The organism is Parabacteroides chinchillae (genome assembly GCF_900108035.1).
Classification (GTDB): Bacteria; Bacteroidota; Bacteroidia; order Bacteroidales; family Tannerellaceae; genus Parabacteroides; species Parabacteroides chinchillae.
Map to the genome: position 1 here is coordinate 70,838 of NZ_FNVS01000004.1, position 16,359 is coordinate 87,196.

16 protein-coding genes are annotated in these 16,359 nt (G+C 39.7%); 5 read left to right on the top strand and 11 right to left on the bottom strand.

Annotation, left to right across the window (positions count from 1 at the left end; translation table 11 throughout):
- Complete coding sequence (locus tag C4S38_RS04370; protein WP_103982705.1) at positions 1-549, top strand: DUF4468 domain-containing protein; 549 nt, start codon at positions 1-3, stop codon at positions 547-549.
- Positions 550-566: 17 nt separating this feature from the next.
- On the opposite strand, the gene C4S38_RS04375 is transcribed toward C4S38_RS04370, so the two are convergent.
- Genes C4S38_RS04375 through C4S38_RS04385 form a run of 3 tightly spaced genes read right to left on the bottom strand, consistent with a single transcriptional unit; the run spans position 567 to position 3,260 of the window.
- A complete protein-coding gene (locus C4S38_RS04375; protein ID WP_103982782.1) occupies positions 567-1,670 on the bottom strand; it encodes an endonuclease/exonuclease/phosphatase family protein in 1,104 nt (367 codons plus the stop codon).
- A gap of 8 nt (positions 1,671-1,678) precedes the next feature.
- Entirely contained in the window at positions 1,679-2,557 is an 879-nt protein-coding gene (locus C4S38_RS04380; RefSeq protein WP_103982706.1) for a rhomboid family protein, read from the bottom strand.
- The gene (locus C4S38_RS04385) at positions 2,538-3,260 is read right to left on the bottom strand and encodes a rhomboid family intramembrane serine protease (protein WP_099464392.1); all 723 of its coding nucleotides are present in this window, start codon (positions 3,258-3,260) and stop codon (positions 2,538-2,540) included. The genes C4S38_RS04380 and C4S38_RS04385 overlap by 20 nt, the downstream gene beginning before the upstream one ends.
- A gap of 188 nt (positions 3,261-3,448) precedes the next feature.
- Between C4S38_RS04385 and C4S38_RS04390 the strand changes: the two genes are divergently transcribed.
- The 3 genes from C4S38_RS04390 (at position 3,449) to C4S38_RS04400 (ending at position 6,694) form a co-directional block, all read left to right on the top strand.
- On the top strand, positions 3,449-3,721 hold the full coding sequence (locus C4S38_RS04390; protein WP_099464393.1) for an HU family DNA-binding protein: 273 nt from the start codon (positions 3,449-3,451) through the stop codon (positions 3,719-3,721).
- 110 nt (positions 3,722-3,831) lie between these two features.
- The gene (gene argS / locus C4S38_RS04395) at positions 3,832-5,814 is read left to right on the top strand and encodes an arginine--tRNA ligase (protein ID WP_103982707.1); all 1,983 of its coding nucleotides are present in this window, start codon (positions 3,832-3,834) and stop codon (positions 5,812-5,814) included.
- Between the two features lie 10 nt (positions 5,815-5,824).
- Positions 5,825-6,694: a VIT1/CCC1 transporter family protein gene (locus tag C4S38_RS04400; protein WP_103982783.1), complete on the top strand. Its 870-nt coding sequence runs from the start codon at positions 5,825-5,827 to the stop codon at positions 6,692-6,694.
- A gap of 26 nt (positions 6,695-6,720) precedes the next feature.
- Here the strand turns inward: C4S38_RS04400 and C4S38_RS04405 are convergent, their stop codons facing one another.
- From C4S38_RS04405 to topA, 3 genes are read right to left on the bottom strand one after another with little or no spacing between them, the layout of a single operon-like run.
- Positions 6,721-7,131 (bottom strand): YybH family protein, encoded by a 411-nt coding sequence (locus tag C4S38_RS04405; protein ID WP_103982708.1) that lies wholly within the window; start codon positions 7,129-7,131, stop codon positions 6,721-6,723.
- Positions 7,132-7,145: 14 nt separating this feature from the next.
- Positions 7,146-7,415, bottom strand: coding sequence for a hypothetical protein (locus C4S38_RS16010; RefSeq protein WP_234999286.1), 270 nt, complete (start codon positions 7,413-7,415; stop codon positions 7,146-7,148).
- On the bottom strand, positions 7,412-9,760 hold the full coding sequence (topA, locus tag C4S38_RS04415; RefSeq protein ID WP_103982709.1) for a type I DNA topoisomerase: 2,349 nt from the start codon (positions 9,758-9,760) through the stop codon (positions 7,412-7,414). Before topA ends, C4S38_RS16010 begins: the two co-directional genes overlap by 4 nt.
- Before the next feature lie 118 nt (positions 9,761-9,878).
- Here topA and C4S38_RS04420 point away from each other — a divergent pair, with 118 nt between their 5' ends.
- The gene (locus C4S38_RS04420) at positions 9,879-10,142 is read left to right on the top strand and encodes a tetratricopeptide repeat protein (RefSeq protein WP_099464396.1); all 264 of its coding nucleotides are present in this window, start codon (positions 9,879-9,881) and stop codon (positions 10,140-10,142) included.
- Between the two features lie 105 nt (positions 10,143-10,247).
- On the opposite strand, the gene C4S38_RS04425 is transcribed toward C4S38_RS04420, so the two are convergent.
- The 5 genes from C4S38_RS04425 to C4S38_RS04445 are packed head-to-tail and all read right to left on the bottom strand — an operon-like array spanning position 10,248 to position 16,351.
- A complete protein-coding gene (locus tag C4S38_RS04425) occupies positions 10,248-11,414 on the bottom strand; it encodes a PP2C family protein-serine/threonine phosphatase (protein WP_103982710.1) in 1,167 nt (388 codons plus the stop codon).
- Between the two features lie 8 nt (positions 11,415-11,422).
- Complete coding sequence (locus C4S38_RS04430; RefSeq protein ID WP_099464398.1) at positions 11,423-12,277, bottom strand: sensor histidine kinase; 855 nt, start codon at positions 12,275-12,277, stop codon at positions 11,423-11,425.
- 6 nt (positions 12,278-12,283) lie between these two features.
- A complete protein-coding gene (locus C4S38_RS04435; RefSeq protein WP_103982711.1) occupies positions 12,284-13,438 on the bottom strand; it encodes a sensor histidine kinase in 1,155 nt (384 codons plus the stop codon).
- An 18-nt stretch (positions 13,439-13,456) separates the two neighbouring features.
- On the bottom strand, positions 13,457-14,557 hold the full coding sequence (locus tag C4S38_RS04440) for a sensor histidine kinase (protein ID WP_103982712.1): 1,101 nt from the start codon (positions 14,555-14,557) through the stop codon (positions 13,457-13,459).
- A gap of 18 nt (positions 14,558-14,575) precedes the next feature.
- On the bottom strand, positions 14,576-16,351 hold the full coding sequence (locus C4S38_RS04445) for a TonB-dependent receptor (RefSeq protein ID WP_103982713.1): 1,776 nt from the start codon (positions 16,349-16,351) through the stop codon (positions 14,576-14,578).
- Between the last annotated feature and the right edge of the window lie 8 nt (positions 16,352-16,359).

Consider the following 16,359-nt stretch of genomic DNA (forward strand, 5'->3'; position numbering starts at 1 on the left):
ATGAGAAAAGTATTATTATTTATATGTATGTTATTCCCTGTGTTATGTATGGCACAGGGACATAAAGGTTCTGTAAGCGATTGCGCACCCATGAAAGATGGAAAAGTTGTCTACAGCGACAAAGTAGACATGCAAGGAATGAGCAAAGACGATTTGTTCAATGCCATAAACAAATGGGCCAAAAAGAGCTATGGAAAAGATGTGTTTTTATCCAACGTATCTTCCAATAAAGGCAAAGGCTCTATATCCGTAAGTTCTAAAGTAGAACTACTTCTGAACGATAACGATAAAACGGTACTGAAATACAGAATGCACATTAATTGCGAAGAAGAACAATACAAAATAGTGATATCTAACATCGTATATCAATATGATCCCAAGAACGAGAAAAAATACAAGACGTATGTAGCAGAAGATGTAATTGCAAACAATGGCAAAAGCAATAAAATTGCAATTATAAAAGATCCGTCATTATTCTGCAATGCGACATTCTTCTTTGTAGAGAACTTGTTCGGGGAAGTCTTTGATGCAGCAAAAGATGACGAATAAATAATACGGTGTGGCTGTTATTTGTCAAGTTGCAGATAACACCACATCGGATAATGATCTGAATATTTCACTTTGTCAACCGTACAATTCATTGCCTTCATATTAGATGAATGAAGGATATTATCGATACGGAACCAGAAGAAATTTTGATTATAAGAAACACCTATACCTCTTCCCGATTCAGAAAAAGCATCTACCAAAGGCCCTTGAACAGTACGGTGAGCGTATGAAATAGGCGTATCATTAAAGTCTCCACACACAACAATGTAACCATTCTTAGCCTTTTCTACTTCACTTGCCACTGTTTTAGCCTGCTTAGCCCGAATAATAAATGCAGGGCCTAACTTTTGCTGAATAGCACCACGCAATTCGTCAAAAGTATCAGAGCCTATATTTTTAATAAAAGCAGAATAACGGGAACGATCTTCAGAGGTAAGCTTAAATGATTCCAGGTGATTATTTATCAATGTGATATTTTTATCTTTAACCTTGACCTGATGCACAGAGGAGCCGTTGAAATTACTATCATATTTAATCCGCCGTGATTCCGAAATGGGGTATTTGGAAAAAACAGCAATACCGAACGTCATAAGCTTATTGCTACTCAAAGTAAAAACAGAACGGTACGGGTACATTTTTAATGCGCTGAAAATCTTATTACGAGTGAGATATTTCTCCGATTTATGCTCGGCATATTCCTGCAAACAGACAATATCGGCATCCGAATTGGCTATGTACTCGATTATCTGATTAGGGCTATATTTGGTATGGTTTTTATACCCAAACCCCATTACATTATAAGTCAACACCTTTAACACATTTTCCTGCGGAACAGGTTTCACCGGAGAGTGAAAAGGGAAATAATTTTTGACAGGAGTCCAACAAATAAGGAAAGATACCACACCTATCAATAAGAATTTCCATTCCCATAAGAATAACCAATATAATATAAAACAGATATTCAATGCACAGAGTACAGGAAATGCCAATCCCAAATAAGAAAACAATAAACTCTTCTCCGGAGAAAATCTATCCGAATAAGCCGCTAATATAAATAAAACAACCACTATGATATTAGCGATCACAAACAAAAATTGCAAAAACAATCGTAGCGTTTTCATCCGGTTCATTATTTCTTACTGGCATCAAAAAGCTTTTTCTTTTCGTCTGCAGAAAGGCTTTCATACCCTGAACGTTTCAGTTTATCCAGTATAGCATCTATATCAACTGACTCCTGATGCTTACGGGCATTATATTCATAATCTGTCTCAGAACGTTTATAAGTCACATGCATTCTCGGTTTAGGTTTGCCAAGATTAACAACCCAGTCTATTACACGATTCATAGGAGCCGTCAAATCTTTCCCCACACGAATACGGGAAGCAAACCAAATACCAAACAAAGCTCCGCCAATATGAGCTATATGCCCTCCTGCATTATCAGACGTAATAGCCATAAAGTCTATTACCAATGTAAATATAGCTAAATAGATAAGACGTACACGACCTATTAACAATAAATTTATCTCTAAATCTTTCCTGTAAAACGAAACGGCAAATACGATAGCCATAACCGATGCTGAAGCTCCCATCAGATAGCTGGTTGCAGCTACGGTTTGAAAATAAGGAAAAATATTATATGCTATCATAAAGAATATGGCTCCGGCTATACCTCCCAGGACATACAGCCCCCCCAATTGGCGTTCGCTAAAAAAATTCAGGAATAATCCCCCAAACCAATATAGCCAAAGCATATTAAACAAGATATGCAGGAAATCGAAATGGGTAAACATGTATGTGATGATTGTCCACGGCCTATAAAGCAAAAGCTCCGGAGATGACGGCATCTGTAAATACTGCAGGAAAGAAGTATTTCCTATATTAAACAGCATAAACAACACACTGGCCAGCCGAATAACGACAAACAATCCTATATTTATATATATAAGTTTCACCAGGATATTACCTGATTGAAACGTACGCTTCAAATTAGTAAAAATACCGTCCATTGTCTGCATCTTTCTTCTTCCAATACCGAACTAATATATATCCGAACAACATACCTCCCAAATGGGCAAAATGGGCAACCGTATCACCACCAAAGCTGGCAACGCCCAGGAATAATTCGGCTAAACCATAAAATACAACAAAGTATTTAGCCTTGATTGGTATCGGGATAAACATCAAATATAATGGTACATTCGGGAATAACATGGCAAATGCAAGCAAGATACCAAACACTGCACCGGAAGCACCAATCGTTACAAAGAAATTCAGGAATTCACTCTTCGGTATGATTTGTGCGCCACCTATATTTATCATATCCTGACTAGCAAACAGGACATCACGCAAATTATAGAACCATACTAGTTCCTGTATAAGGCCTGCACCAATTCCCGTAACTAAATAAAAGACAAGAAAGCGTTTCGGTCCCCAAACATTTTCCAATATACGCCCGAACATATACACAGCAAACATATTGAAAAAGACATGTGCAAACGAATGAGTATCGTGCATGAACATGTATGAAATAAACTGATAGGCTTTAAAGTCGGTTGCACCGGGAAAATGCAAGCCCAACAAATTAACTAAATCAATGCCAACCTTTGGCAAAACAAGACTTGCTACCCAGAAAAGGAGGTTAATTATTATAATATTTTTAGTTACTGTCGGGATGCTGTTAAAAAATCCCGTTCCGTTTTGATTCATCATAAAATGTGTCTATTTAAAGGCAAAGGTAAATATATTTTACTTACATTTCGATGTCTTTGCGACTAAAACATAGTAAATCAATAAAAAAAACATTATTTTTCTTTGTTGTATATTAAATTAGAATTACATTTGGCAGCAAGTTTGGACTATTAGGAAGATTTGTTTAATATATTAACTATCAAACCATCATGAACAAAACAGAATTTATTAATGCTGTATCAGAAAAGTCTGGTTTAAGCAAAGTGGATGCAAAAAAAGCTGTAGAAGCTTTTGTAGAAACAGTATCTGGCGAATTGAAAGCCGGAGGTAAAGTAGCCCTTCTGGGATTCGGTGCATTCTCTGTAGGTGAAAAAGCTGCACGTAAAGGCGTTAACCCAAAAACAAAACAGCCAATTGACATTCCGGCACGCAAAACTGTGAAATTCAAAGCAGGTGCTGAACTTTCAGAACTTATTAAATAAGAAAGAATAATCTCCTTTCTTATAGCAAAAAGCCGTACCCAATAGCAGGGACGGCTTTTTTTTATACCTTTGCAAACAAAAACAAATCCGAACATACGTAATATACGATTATGACTATCGAACAACAGATTACCGAGGCAGTTATAGCCGGCATTAAAGAGCTGTACGGTGTTGAAGTACCAACCAGCCAAGTGCAATTACAAAAGACAAAAAAAGAATTCAAAGGGCATCTTACCTTAGTAGTATTTCCATTTCTACGCATGTCTAAAAAATCTCCTGAACAAACAGCGCAGGAAATAGGTGAATATCTGGTAAAGAATGAAAAGGCCATAGATGAATTTAATGTAATAAAAGGATTCCTTAATCTGACAATTGCCTGCTCATGCTGGATTGACCTGTTGAACACGATAAACGGACAACCTTCATACGGCATCGTTCCGGTTACAGAACAGTCTCCGTTGGTAATGATAGAATATTCTTCGCCAAACACAAACAAACCCCTTCACCTGGGACACGTTCGCAACAATCTGTTAGGTTTCAGCTTATCTGAAATTATGAAAGCAAACGGCAACAAGGTTGTAAAGACAAATATCGTAAACGACAGAGGTATCCATATCTGCAAATCAATGCTTGCCTGGCAAAAATGGGGCAATGGGGCAACACCCGAAAGCACCGGAAAGAAAGGCGACCACTTGATTGGCGATTTCTATGTATTATTTGCAAAAAAATGGAAACAACAAATACAAAAAAAAATTAACAATCTTAATAATTATATGCCTGGTGTTAAAACACTAGACATATATTCTCCTAGGACTATAAAAAACATATCCAACAAACTCTACTTCTTTTTTAGAAGTTATAACATTGAAGAAAATCCTAATTTCAAACAAGCAATAACAATTTTTCTTGATCAAAATTTAAACAGCAATCATCATCTTTTAAAAACAAATATTATTAACACATTATCTAGATGGTTCGATAAATCTCTATTGTCTCAAGCCCGTAAAATGCTCCGTAAATGGGAAGCAGGAGACAAAGAAGTTCGTAACTTGTGGGAAATGATGAACAACTGGGTCTATGCAGGCTTCGATGAAACATATAAAATGATGGGAGTGAACTTCGACAAAATATACTACGAATCCCAAACCTATCTCGAAGGCAAAGGCAAAGTGATGGAAGGACTCGACAAAGGTATCTTCTATCGTCGTGAAGACGGATCAGTATGGGCCGATCTCACCAAAGACGGACTAGACGAAAAATTATTACTTCGTGCAGACGGAACATCCGTATATATGACCCAGGATATTGGTACTGCCAAACTACGCTTTGACGACTACCCTATCAACAAGATGATATATGTAGTAGGCAACGAACAAAATTATCACTTCCAGGTTCTTTCAATCTTATTGGATAAATTAGGATTTGAATTTGGAAAAGGCCTGGTTCATTTCTCTTATGGAATGGTAGAATTACCGGAAGGCAAAATGAAAAGTCGTGAAGGTACCGTTGTTGATGCCGATGATCTGATGGAGGAAATGATAAATACAGCCCGCGAAATCTCAAAAGAGCTAGGCAAGCTGGATGAGATGACACCCGAAGAAGCTGAAAATATTGCCCGTATCGTAGGATTAGGTTCATTAAAATATTTCATTCTGAAAGTTGATCCTCGTAAAAACATGACCTTCAATCCAAAGGAATCCATTGACTTCAATGGTAACACAGGTCCTTTTATCCAATATACTTACGCACGTATACGTTCCGTACTTCGTAAGGCAACAGAACAAGGTATCGTATTGCCGGCTCAACTGCCTACCAACATTACGATCTCCGAAAAAGAAGAGAATCTGATCCAGATGATTGCAGACTTTGCAAACATCGTACAAGAAGCAGGAAAATTATATAGTCCGGCTTGTATCGCAAACTACACCTACGATTTAGTAAAAGAATACAACCAATTCTATCACGATTTCTCGATCCTTCGCGAAGAGAATGCGGAACTGAAAAACTTCCGCCTAATGCTTTCGGCCAATGTTGCAAAGATTGTAAAAGAAGGTATGTCATTACTAGGCATTGATGTTCCGGAAAGAATGTAATTTCCGGACTATGGAAATAGGCACACATACCAAACAAACACTTCTGCGGCTTCAGAAAAATGAAGCCACAGAAAGTATTGTTTATACCCGGCTGGCAGCTATAGAAAAAGATGCTGCAAACAAGAACATTCTCTTACGCATTGCTGCCGAAGAAAACGGACATTACAGCATTCTGAAAAAATATACGGAAACAGAAGTCAAACCAGACAAATGGAGAATCTTCAAATTTTATTGGCTGGCACGTATTCTGGGCATCACTTTTGCCATCAAGCTAATGGAGTTGGGAGAAGAAAATGCCAAAGACAATTATGCTGCTTTTCAGGATTACCCTGATCTCATACAAATATCAAAAGATGAAGATGAGCACGAGCAACAACTGATCGGGCTGATCAACGAAGAACGCCTGGAGTATATGGGATCTGTAGTACTGGGATTAAACGATGCTTTGGTTGAATTCACCGGCGCTTTAGCAGGCTTTACGCTGGCATTAAGTGACTCAAAATTGATAGCTTTGACCGGTAGTATCACAGGCATTGCCGCAGCCCTTTCAATGGCTTCATCCGAATACCTGTCCACCAAATCCGACGGAAACGGCAAACATCCGGTAAAAGCATCTGTTTATACCGGAATTGCATATATCTTCACTGTCGCAGCATTAGTAGCGCCTTTCATTTTTATCAGCCATGTTATTATAGCTTTGGGTATTATGTTAGCCATTGCATTAACCATCATAGCGTTGTTTAACTACTACTATTCGGTAGCCCGAAGTGAAAGTTTCCGCAAACGTTTTACCGAAATGGCCGTCTTGAGTTTCAGTGTTGCCGCATTAAGCTTCCTGATAGGGTATGCACTTAAAGAGTTTACGGGTATAGACGCATAACACCGCGCCTATAACCCTATTTCAATTTACATACTATCTCCTAACGGCTTTACCAGCGACCAATGGGTTTGTATTATTTTCCATTCATTGACAGAATTACGGCGATAAACCTCTGTACAATTCCATTTGTAAACTTTATCTCCCTCATACGAGTTAAGGTTAAATGTCAGGACAGCCATATCTTCTGTTGCCTGAACAACCGGGCAGATCATTTCATAACGGTCAACATGTACCATGCCTCTCGCCCGTTCATAATAAGCAGTCAACTGATCCAGTCCTTCCATTTTCCGCTCCAACATCGGATCAAAATACACCACATCCGTATCAGAAAGTGCCAGATAAGCGTCAGGATTACCGTTATTCCAAATCTCTAAAGCCTGTTTCTCCAGAGAAATAATCAATTCTGCAATACCCTCTTTTTGTATTTCATTCTTCATAACTTTACATTTATTTATAAGTTGATGAAGGCAAAAATAGAAAATACAAGGCGATTACTGACAACAAATAAAGGGAAAACCTCCCTGAATAGCATTTCTGTCCCATTTACGCAAAACACCCCTTCTCCCTTTGTTATTAAAGTAATATCAAAATATGTCAAGGTATGAGCAGGGTGCTCCACCATATATTTCTTTATAAAGTCCAAACGCACAACATCTATAAGCAATTCATCACCATATTTATGCTTATAGAAGTTGTATTGCGGTATGGTAAGCTTTTTCAAGACTTCTTCTTTGCCGTACGCCTTTTCGTCGTAGCAGGTTTATCGGCTGCTTCAGCAATAATTTTCTGACACTCTTCCAAAGTCAGCTCTTCGGGATGTTCAACCGATTTAGGAATCCTGTAATTAGAGCCTTTATAAGCGATATAAGGACCATAACGGCCATTTAATATTTCCAGATCAGGTTCTTCATCAAATTTCTTCATGAAGCGTTGTTCATCCTTACTGCGTTTGGCTTCTATCAACTCAATCGATTCATCCATCGTAATCGTAAGAGGATTCAGATTTTTAGGAATAGATACAAACTTACCTTTAAAACGGATAAAAGGTCCGAAACGTCCCACTGCCGCAACAACTTCTGCTCCTTCATATTCTCCTATCTTACGAGGAAGATCGAATAGTTTCAGTGCTTCTTCCAAAGTTATAGTCTCTATAGATTGCCCTTTCATCAAAGTAGCAAATTGAGGTTTAGGGGCATCTTTATCATCTGTACGGGCCTGTCCGATCTGAACCACCGGACCATAACGGCCAATCTTAACAAAGACAGGCTTACCACTCTTCGGATCAATCCCCAACTCACGCTCTCCTACCTTATGTTCTGTTCTCACTGCCGAGGTAGATTCTACAATGGGATGGAACATTTTATAGAATTTATCAATTGCTTTCGTCCAATCCAATTCGCCATCCGCAACAGCATCAAATTCCTTCTCAACGCTTGCCGTAAAGTTATAGTCGAGAACAGAGGGGAAATATTCCATCAGAAAATCATTCACTACAGTCCCTATATCCGTAGGCATCAGCTTATTGCGATCAGCCCCTACAGTTTCAACCTTATCAACTTCTTTGATTTTATTATCGAACAGAGAGATGACACAGTAAGAACGTTGTGTACCTTCTTTGTCACCTTTCACTACATATTCGCGATTCAGAATCGTCTGGATTGTCGGAGCATAAGTTGACGGACGGCCAATGCCCAATTCCTCCAAACGACGAACCAGGCTTGCTTCCGTATAACGGGGAGGACGCTGGGTAAAGCGTTCCGTAGCAACCATATCTTTTAAGACCAATGACTCATGCAAAGAAACAGGAGGCAACAACCCGTTCTCTTGTTCTTTTTCGCCTTCGTCATCCGAACTCTCGCGATACACTTGCAAAAAACCATCAAATGCAATTACCTCGCCTACTGCAACAAACTTTTCCTTCTTATCCCCTATTCCTATAGATATAGTGGTACGTTCCAATTCTGCATCGGCCATCTGGCAAGCAATAGTCCGTTTACGGATCAATTCGTATAATTTCTTTTCCTGAGCTGTCCCGCTTATATCTTCATTACTGATATAAGTAGGCCGGATAGCTTCGTGAGCTTCCTGTGCACCTTTACTCTTTGTATGATATTGGCGGAACTTATAATATTTTTCGCCATATGTATCAAAAATAGCTTCCTTTGTAGTACCCAAAGCCAAGTCACTCAAATTCACGGAGTCGGTACGCATGTAAGTAATCAATCCCGATTCATACAAACGCTGTGCTATCATCATTGTCTGCGATACGGAGTATCCTAATTTACGGGCTGCTTCCTGTTGTAAAGTGGAAGTAGTAAACGGAGGCGCCGGCGATTTTTTTACCGGCTTGGTAGTTATATCATCTATACTGAAAGAAGTACTCTTACAAGATTCCAGAAAAGCTTTCACTTCTTCTCTGTCTTTCAGGCGTTTATTAAGTTCAGCTTTAAGGATAGTAGTCCCGTCAGGCAAGATAAAGTTTGCTATTACGCGAAAAGCCGCTTCGGAAACAAAGTCGTTAATCTCGCGTTCACGCTCTACAATCAAACGGACAGCCACAGACTGTACACGTCCGGCAGACAAAGCCGGTTTCACCTTTCTCCATAAAATCGGAGACAGTTCGAATCCTACAATACGGTCTAACACACGGCGTGCCTGTTGAGCATTTACCAAATCTATATTTATATCGCGTGGTGTTTCAATAGCATGCAGAATAGCATTTTTGGTAATTTCATGAAAAACGATACGTTTGGTATTTTGTGGCTTTAGTCCCAACACCTCATATAAATGCCATGATATAGCTTCCCCCTCGCGGTCTTCATCGGACGCCAGCCATACTTGTGACGCTGATTTAGCCTCTGTCTTCAATTCTGCTACCAGCTTTTTCTTATCAGCCGGAATAACATACTGAGGAGTGTAGTTATGTTCAATGTCAATACTAAATTCTTTTGTCTTCAAATCGCGGATATGACCATAGCTAGACATGACCTTGTAATCCTTACCAAGGAACTTTTCAATGGTCTTTGCCTTAGCAGGTGACTCCACTATTACCAAATTTTTCTGCATAATATCTTCACTTCTTTTGGAAATCGAGTGCAAACATACATAAATAATTACAGTAAAAGTACATTACTAACAATTTTTCGTAGTTTTGCAAACCCAACTATCAAGACTTAAAAAGAAGATGAAAAAAATTAAAGAGCTTATATTCAATGGTGAAACAGATGATGCCCTTCGACTTTTGGATGAATTCATTGCAACAAACCCAATGTCTGACGAGGCCTATTATCTTCGGGGAAACGCCTATCGCAAAAATGGAAATTTCCAACAAGCACTCAACAACTATTTATCAGCAATGGAATTAAACCCGGACAGCCCCGCTCATCAAGCTCACGATATGCTGATAGAGATTCTGAACTTTTACAATAAGGATATGTATAACCATTAACCCCCTAAAATAAGTATTAGCCCGATCCAATTCGCCGGAAAACCGTTTCAATCTCCGGGTTTACCAGTGCCTTTGATCTACGGCTGCCCTTGGAATGACAGGCAACTATTCACCTTTATACGTTAATGCCAGCATGGTTATATCGTCACTCTGTAAAGCTCCATTCACAAATTCGCAAACAGACTTGTTCATAGTTTCGACCATCTCTTTAGCCGACATATTTTTCATAGAACGACATACCTTAATCAAACGTTCGTTGCCATATTGGTTATAATCGCCATCCATAGCCTCGCTTATGCCATCCGTATACAAAAACAGGCTGTCGTTGGCTTTCAGGCGGATCGTCTTCTCCTGATAGGTTGCATTCTCCATTACCCCCAAAGCCAAACCTCCGGTCAGCGGCAACATCGAAACGTCTCCTTCATGTTGAATATATACCGGACGGCTATGTCCTCCGTTGCAGAAAACAAGTTCGCCGGTATGAATATTAAGGATGGCATAAAATACAGTCACAAACATATTGTTGACACTTTCCCTGCAAAGCAATTCATTCGATTGCTGCAATACCCTTGCCGGGGATAACTGGCGCAAAGCCGTAGCCCGTAAAACCGTACGGCTGATAGCCATAAATATGGCAGCAGGAATGCCTTTATCGGAGACATCCGCTATGGAAAAGCCCAAATGATTGTCGTCTATCAGAAAGAAATCATAGAAATCCCCTCCTACGGCTTTCGCCGCATTCATCGTAGCATAAATATCAAACTGCGAATATTGTGGAAACGGAGGGAATTGTTTCGGTAAAATCGACTGCTGTATATCGCGCGCAACCGTCAGGTCATACTGTATAGCTTCCAGCTGATTATGCTCTTTCTGCGCCTCTTTTATAAAGGCGATTTGCTCTACGGCTTTCTCTATAGTACGTTCCAGGTCTTCCATATCGATAGGCTTCGTTGCAAAGTCAAACGCACCACGGTTCATTGCAGTACGGATATTTTCCATATCCCCGTAAGCTGAAACCATAATACATTTCAAAGCCGGATTGCGCATTTCGTTAATCTTGGTCAACAGGGTCAAACCATCCATTTCCGGCATATTAATGTCACTTAATATAATATCGAAATCCGGTTGGTCAAGCATCAACTTCAGTGCTTCCAATCCATTGTGGGCAAAAGCGAACTCATATTCGCCCTTCCGTATCTTACGCCGGAAATACTGGGTTAACAAAACCTCCAGGTCCAGTTCGTCGTCTACACTTAATATCTTAATTGCCATACCGCAGTTTATTTATTCGTTAATGGGATAAGGAAGACAAAACGGGAAAACTCGCCCTCTTTCGTTTCCAGTTGAATAGTTCCGTGATGTTTCTCTTCTATAATAGATTTGGTGATGGAAAGACCTAGCCCTGTCCCTTCACCGGCAGGTTTTGTTGTAAAAAAGGCTTCAAATACCGCATTGCGAATATTTTCGGGCACCCCTGTTCCATTATCTTCAATACTAAGGCGTACCTGATCTCCCACCTTCTTCAGGTCTATGGAAATAGTAGGTTGGTAATCCAACGAGGATATTTTAGACTTACTATATACAGCATAACAGGCATTATTCATTATATTAAGAACGGCCCGGCTGAAATCCTGCGGGATAAGGTTCATCATCGGAATAGATTCATCATACGACTCACGTATCGTTATATTAAATCCTTTATAGTTGGCACGCATCGAATGGTATGAGAGCCATACATACTCCTTCACCAACTGCTGGATATTGGTTGGCACATACTCATCTTCCTTCCCTCTTGAATAAAGCAATATGCCGCGTATAATACTCGTAGCGCGATTACCGTGCTCTTCTATCTTATGGAGGTTTTCATGCAGATCATTCAATATGTCCGTAAACTCTTCATGAATAGAAGTCAACTTCCCCCATATTTCGGGCGAAAGAATCTCTTTTTCTTCTTCCAGTATATCTTCCAGGTCATCTACAAGCTTGCCGGACAGTTTGCTGAAATTAATAACAAAATTAAGCGGATTCTGTATTTCATGGGCAATACCAGCGCTTAACATGCCTAAAGAAGATAGCTTCTCAAGGTTCTTTATCTGCAATCGCAGATGTTCTATTTCCTTACTCTGATCTTCCATATACTATTATTCGTCTTCGTCGTTATCATGTGTGGCCGGACGAGGCTGATAAACCGGAATTGTTATCAAAAACTCAGTGTAATCGCCCTGTTCGCTTTTTACTTCTACCGTTCCTTTATGGTTCAGCACCACTTCTCGGCATATATAAAGTCCTATGCCAGCAGCCTCACTGGTAGGTTTGGTGGTAAAAAACGGCGAATAAATCCGTTCTTTTATATTATCTGCAATACCAATACCATTGTCACGTATGGTTATCTGCAATTTGTCTCCGTCGACCTTTAGTTTCAGAAGTATTTCCGGATTAAAAGCCACCTTTTCAGTTTTCTTTAACACGGCATATAAAGCATTCTGGAGTAAACCGAACAGCACATTGCTCATTTGCTCCATATTAACCTCCATCATCAAAGACAAATTCAAACCGTCGAAAATAATATTGATTTTCTTTTCTTCTATTTCTTTTTCATATGATTTCTTCAGTTTATCCAGGGTAATACGGCATAAGTTGTTTATATCCGTTTGTGTTGTATTGCCACGGCGGTCTTTCAACAACTCTTCCATTGCCTTTACAATGCGTACTGTATTAAAGCCATGTTCCGATATTTTACCCAGATTGCCTTCCATCATATCCAGCAAATCCAAAGAGTCGTTATACGTATCTTTAGAAAGCCGTTCTTTCTCTTTTTCCAGGTTTTCCCTCAAATCCTTTATTAATGTAGAGGACAGGCTGGAGAAATTATTGATATAATTCAATGGATTCAGAATACGGTCTACCAATCCTTTTGTGAGCTGTCCCACAGTAGCCATCCGCTCCTGCTGCACCAGTTCATCCTGGACCTCAGCCAAAGCAGATAAGGCAGCCGCCAGCTTCTGGGATTCTTCCTGAACAGCATCACGTTCCGAGCGTATTTCCTGGGTACGTACCTCCACCTCTTTCGCCAACTGTTCTTTCTGCTTTAACTTCTTACGATAGTTCGATTTATATATCTGTATGATAACAAGCGCAATGGCAATAGCCGGCATGATGCCATGCCCTACCTCAAAAACACCGGCCGTCTCTGCAATCAGAATAGCTGCAAATACAACCAGTCCTGCAGTAGTCAAACGTTCCGACCGTTTGATCTTGCCTTGAAGTACCTTTATTTCATCATTTAAGCTTCCCATACCATGCTCCCTCCTTTTTTACTGATAAATAGGCATTGTGATGGTTACTTCCGTGAAACGATCTTTTTCTGAAGCAATTTCAATCTTACCCTTATGGTTCGATACAACTTCACGGGCGAGATATAACCCCGTCCCGGCAGCTTCCGCCGTTGTTTTCGTTGTAAAAAACGGAGAAAAGACTTTTGGTTTGATATTGTCATCTATGCCTACTCCATTATCACGTATAATTATTTGCAGATTATCGGCCTTAATACCCATAAATAACGAAACAGCCGGTATATATTCGGACGAACCGGATTTCTTCATTACAGCATACATACTATTATTCAGAATATGTTGTAAAGATTTTCCTATCTGATCTATATTCAATTCCATAGTCAGCGGGGCAGACAGTTCCGAAAAATGAATAAGAATCTGGTTACGTTCTATTTCTTCTTTATAGTTTCGTTTTAATATATCCAGGTTAACTTTACAAAGTTCATTCACATCCACAGTCTTACGATTGCCTGAGCGATCTTTCAAAAGCTCTTCCATAGCCTTTACTATCCGTACAGTATTAGCTCCGTGTTTGTAAATTTTATCCAGGTTGCTACCTAATAAGACAAGTAGTTCAGCCGAATCATTAAAGTTGTCGTGGTTACCATTCTTCAGGTCATTTTCCATATTGGCCTTAATATCCTTTGCCAGATTTACGGAAAGGCTGGCAAAGTTATTAATATAGTTCAACGGATTCAGAATACGGTCTACCAGCCCTTGTGTCAATTGTCCGATAGAAGCCATCCGCTCTTTTTGCAATAACTCGTCCTGTGCATCCGCTAAGGCTGTTAATGCTTGCGACAATTTCTGGGATTCTGCCTGTATCGTATCCCGCTGGGAACGGAGTTCATTTGTCCGGGCTTCCACAATATTGGAAAGAAATTCTTTTTTCCTCAAACTAACTCCCGTGAAATATTTATAAATATAAAGCGCTATAACAGCTCCTATCCAATAATAGGCAAGATCATACTTCTCCTTAAACACCAAAACAGCAACTCCTGCCAATCCGATCATAGAAAGGATTTCGAGAACCCGTGTGCGTAACCGAAGATTTTCTATCTGTTTTATATTTATATCACCCATCCTGTTTTATCCCGTTTACTAGAAATTAATATTTACGCCAGCCATAGCGCTAAAGCTTTGCAACGGATAGCCGTAAAGTACCTCATATTTCTGGAATAAAACGTTATTCAACTTAACATACACACCAAAAGTATCATTAAAATTATATGTTCCCGTCAAATTAAGCTCATTAATATTATCCATCTTTACAGACTTGTATCCAAAAAGCTCTACATAACGTCCGGTAGCTAAATAATAGTCTAAGGCAATAGTCAACGGTTTGAACGGATGAATCGATACACCCGCATTAATCTCCATCTCCGGTTTACCCCATGCATGTTCCAAATCTCCCGAAGCTCCATCCCAACTGCTGCCGTATTTGGCTTTCCAGTTATTATAAACGCCTTTCAATGAAACATCCAGCCATTGATAGTTATATTTCAGGTTTGCTCCTGCAAAGAAATGTTTTGTGTCTATACCGCCCATCGGCTTCGTATAGTTGCCGAACTCACCCTCACGGTAAAGACGGGAAGGCAGGAATAACACATCATCGCTTGTAATTTTATATCCGGCAAACACATCAAACCAAAATCCATTGGCAACACCACTCTTGATACCTAACGTTGCATCCAGCCAGTTACGGGATGGAGTAACCTCTTCCGTAGGATCCATATAACGGTTAATCAACGACATATCATACATACTGTTAGAGTATAGCTTTCCGCCGGCTATGGCATATAATACGGTCTTATCCGCCACCTCCATATCAAAGGCGACGTCCGGGCTAACCATCATTTTACTGTCGCCGCCGGTCACAAACATGACATTCACTCCCAATTTCAGGTTCCAATTGTCTCCTTCCACCTTATAGTAAGGAGAGACACGTCCTTCCGCATGATTTTCGAAGAATAAATATTCCTGTGTGCCATTCGTGGGCAGGCTGTAATTAAAGTATTCAAAATTACCGCCTAATCCGATCTTCTGATTACCTCCAAAACCGGCATTCAGATCAAATTTCACGTCAAACGTATTCTCTGTCGGACCTTTCTGGTCTTTGCTCAGTGCATATTTATGAGAAAAATTGGTATAACCCAGATCAAGCAGATAACCAAAAGGAGCATTTTCCTTCGATTCCACACCTGCATTAAACTGAATGGTCTGGTTTACCTGGTTGGTAGTACGATCGGGTTCATATCTTTCTATCGGCGCAATCGATTGAACAGGGTCAATCATAGGTAACCCGTAGTAGTTGAATGCCGAATAACCATACTTCGCACCTAACAGCAAAGACAGTTTTTCAAAATTATGCCTGAAGTTGATGCCTGCCAGGTTATCATTCAATTTGGCTTTTACTTTCTCATCTTCCTGAATATACTTTACTTTTCCGTTTGTCGAACGATGTGAGTACCAAACGTTCAGTTTGTCTTTATCCGTACTCAATATATGATAGCCTATATCTCCATTCAGATTCAAATACGTCCCGGCGCCAAAATTAAAATAGCCGCGACGTTTGTTGTAAGCCATTTGCGTCATAATATTACCCGAAGGCAACAAGCCTATTTCTTTAGCCGGATCGGCCGGGACCGTAAAGGTTGCATAATCAATAGGTATTTTACGGACAACAGGCTCTTTTACAACAGGCAATGTGTTTACCTTATTCGCATCCTGTACAGAAGGGTCGTATTCACGTTCCAATGTCATTTCACGGTTCAGATTTTTATCCTTATCCGTTTTATTCTCTTGTGCGCCGACTGTGGTTACAGTACCCATTATAGCAAGCACACACAACGTTTTTACACTATATATCGTCTTCATCGTAATCT

Excerpts from the sequence above, each read along its gene's own strand:
- C4S38_RS04405 (WP_103982708.1), bottom strand. The coding sequence starts at position 7,131 with ATGAAGAATGAAATACAAAAAGAGGGTATTGCAGAATTGATTATTTCT.
- argS (WP_103982707.1), top strand. The coding sequence starts at position 3,832 with ATGACTATCGAACAACAGATTACCGAGGCAGTTATAGCCGGCATTAAA.
- C4S38_RS04425 (WP_103982710.1), bottom strand. The coding sequence starts at position 11,414 with ATGGCAATTAAGATATTAAGTGTAGACGACGAACTGGACCTGGAGGTT.
- C4S38_RS04400 (WP_103982783.1), top strand. The coding sequence starts at position 5,825 with ATGGAAATAGGCACACATACCAAACAAACACTTCTGCGGCTTCAGAAA.
- C4S38_RS04390 (WP_099464393.1), top strand. The coding sequence starts at position 3,449 with ATGAACAAAACAGAATTTATTAATGCTGTATCAGAAAAGTCTGGTTTA.
- C4S38_RS04370 (WP_103982705.1), top strand. The coding sequence starts at position 1 with ATGAGAAAAGTATTATTATTTATATGTATGTTATTCCCTGTGTTATGT.
- C4S38_RS04445 (WP_103982713.1), bottom strand. The coding sequence starts at position 16,351 with ATGAAGACGATATATAGTGTAAAAACGTTGTGTGTGCTTGCTATAATG.
- C4S38_RS04435 (WP_103982711.1), bottom strand. The coding sequence starts at position 13,438 with ATGGGAAGCTTAAATGATGAAATAAAGGTACTTCAAGGCAAGATCAAA.
- C4S38_RS04375 (WP_103982782.1), bottom strand. The coding sequence starts at position 1,670 with ATGAAAACGCTACGATTGTTTTTGCAATTTTTGTTTGTGATCGCTAAT.
- topA (WP_103982709.1), bottom strand. The coding sequence starts at position 9,760 with ATGCAGAAAAATTTGGTAATAGTGGAGTCACCTGCTAAGGCAAAGACC.
- C4S38_RS04430 (WP_099464398.1), bottom strand. The coding sequence starts at position 12,277 with ATGGAAGATCAGAGTAAGGAAATAGAACATCTGCGATTGCAGATAAAG.
- C4S38_RS04440 (WP_103982712.1), bottom strand. The coding sequence starts at position 14,557 with ATGGGTGATATAAATATAAAACAGATAGAAAATCTTCGGTTACGCACA.
- C4S38_RS04380 (WP_103982706.1), bottom strand. The coding sequence starts at position 2,557 with ATGGACGGTATTTTTACTAATTTGAAGCGTACGTTTCAATCAGGTAAT.
- C4S38_RS04385 (WP_099464392.1), bottom strand. The coding sequence starts at position 3,260 with ATGATGAATCAAAACGGAACGGGATTTTTTAACAGCATCCCGACAGTA.
- C4S38_RS04420 (WP_099464396.1), top strand. The coding sequence starts at position 9,879 with ATGAAAAAAATTAAAGAGCTTATATTCAATGGTGAAACAGATGATGCC.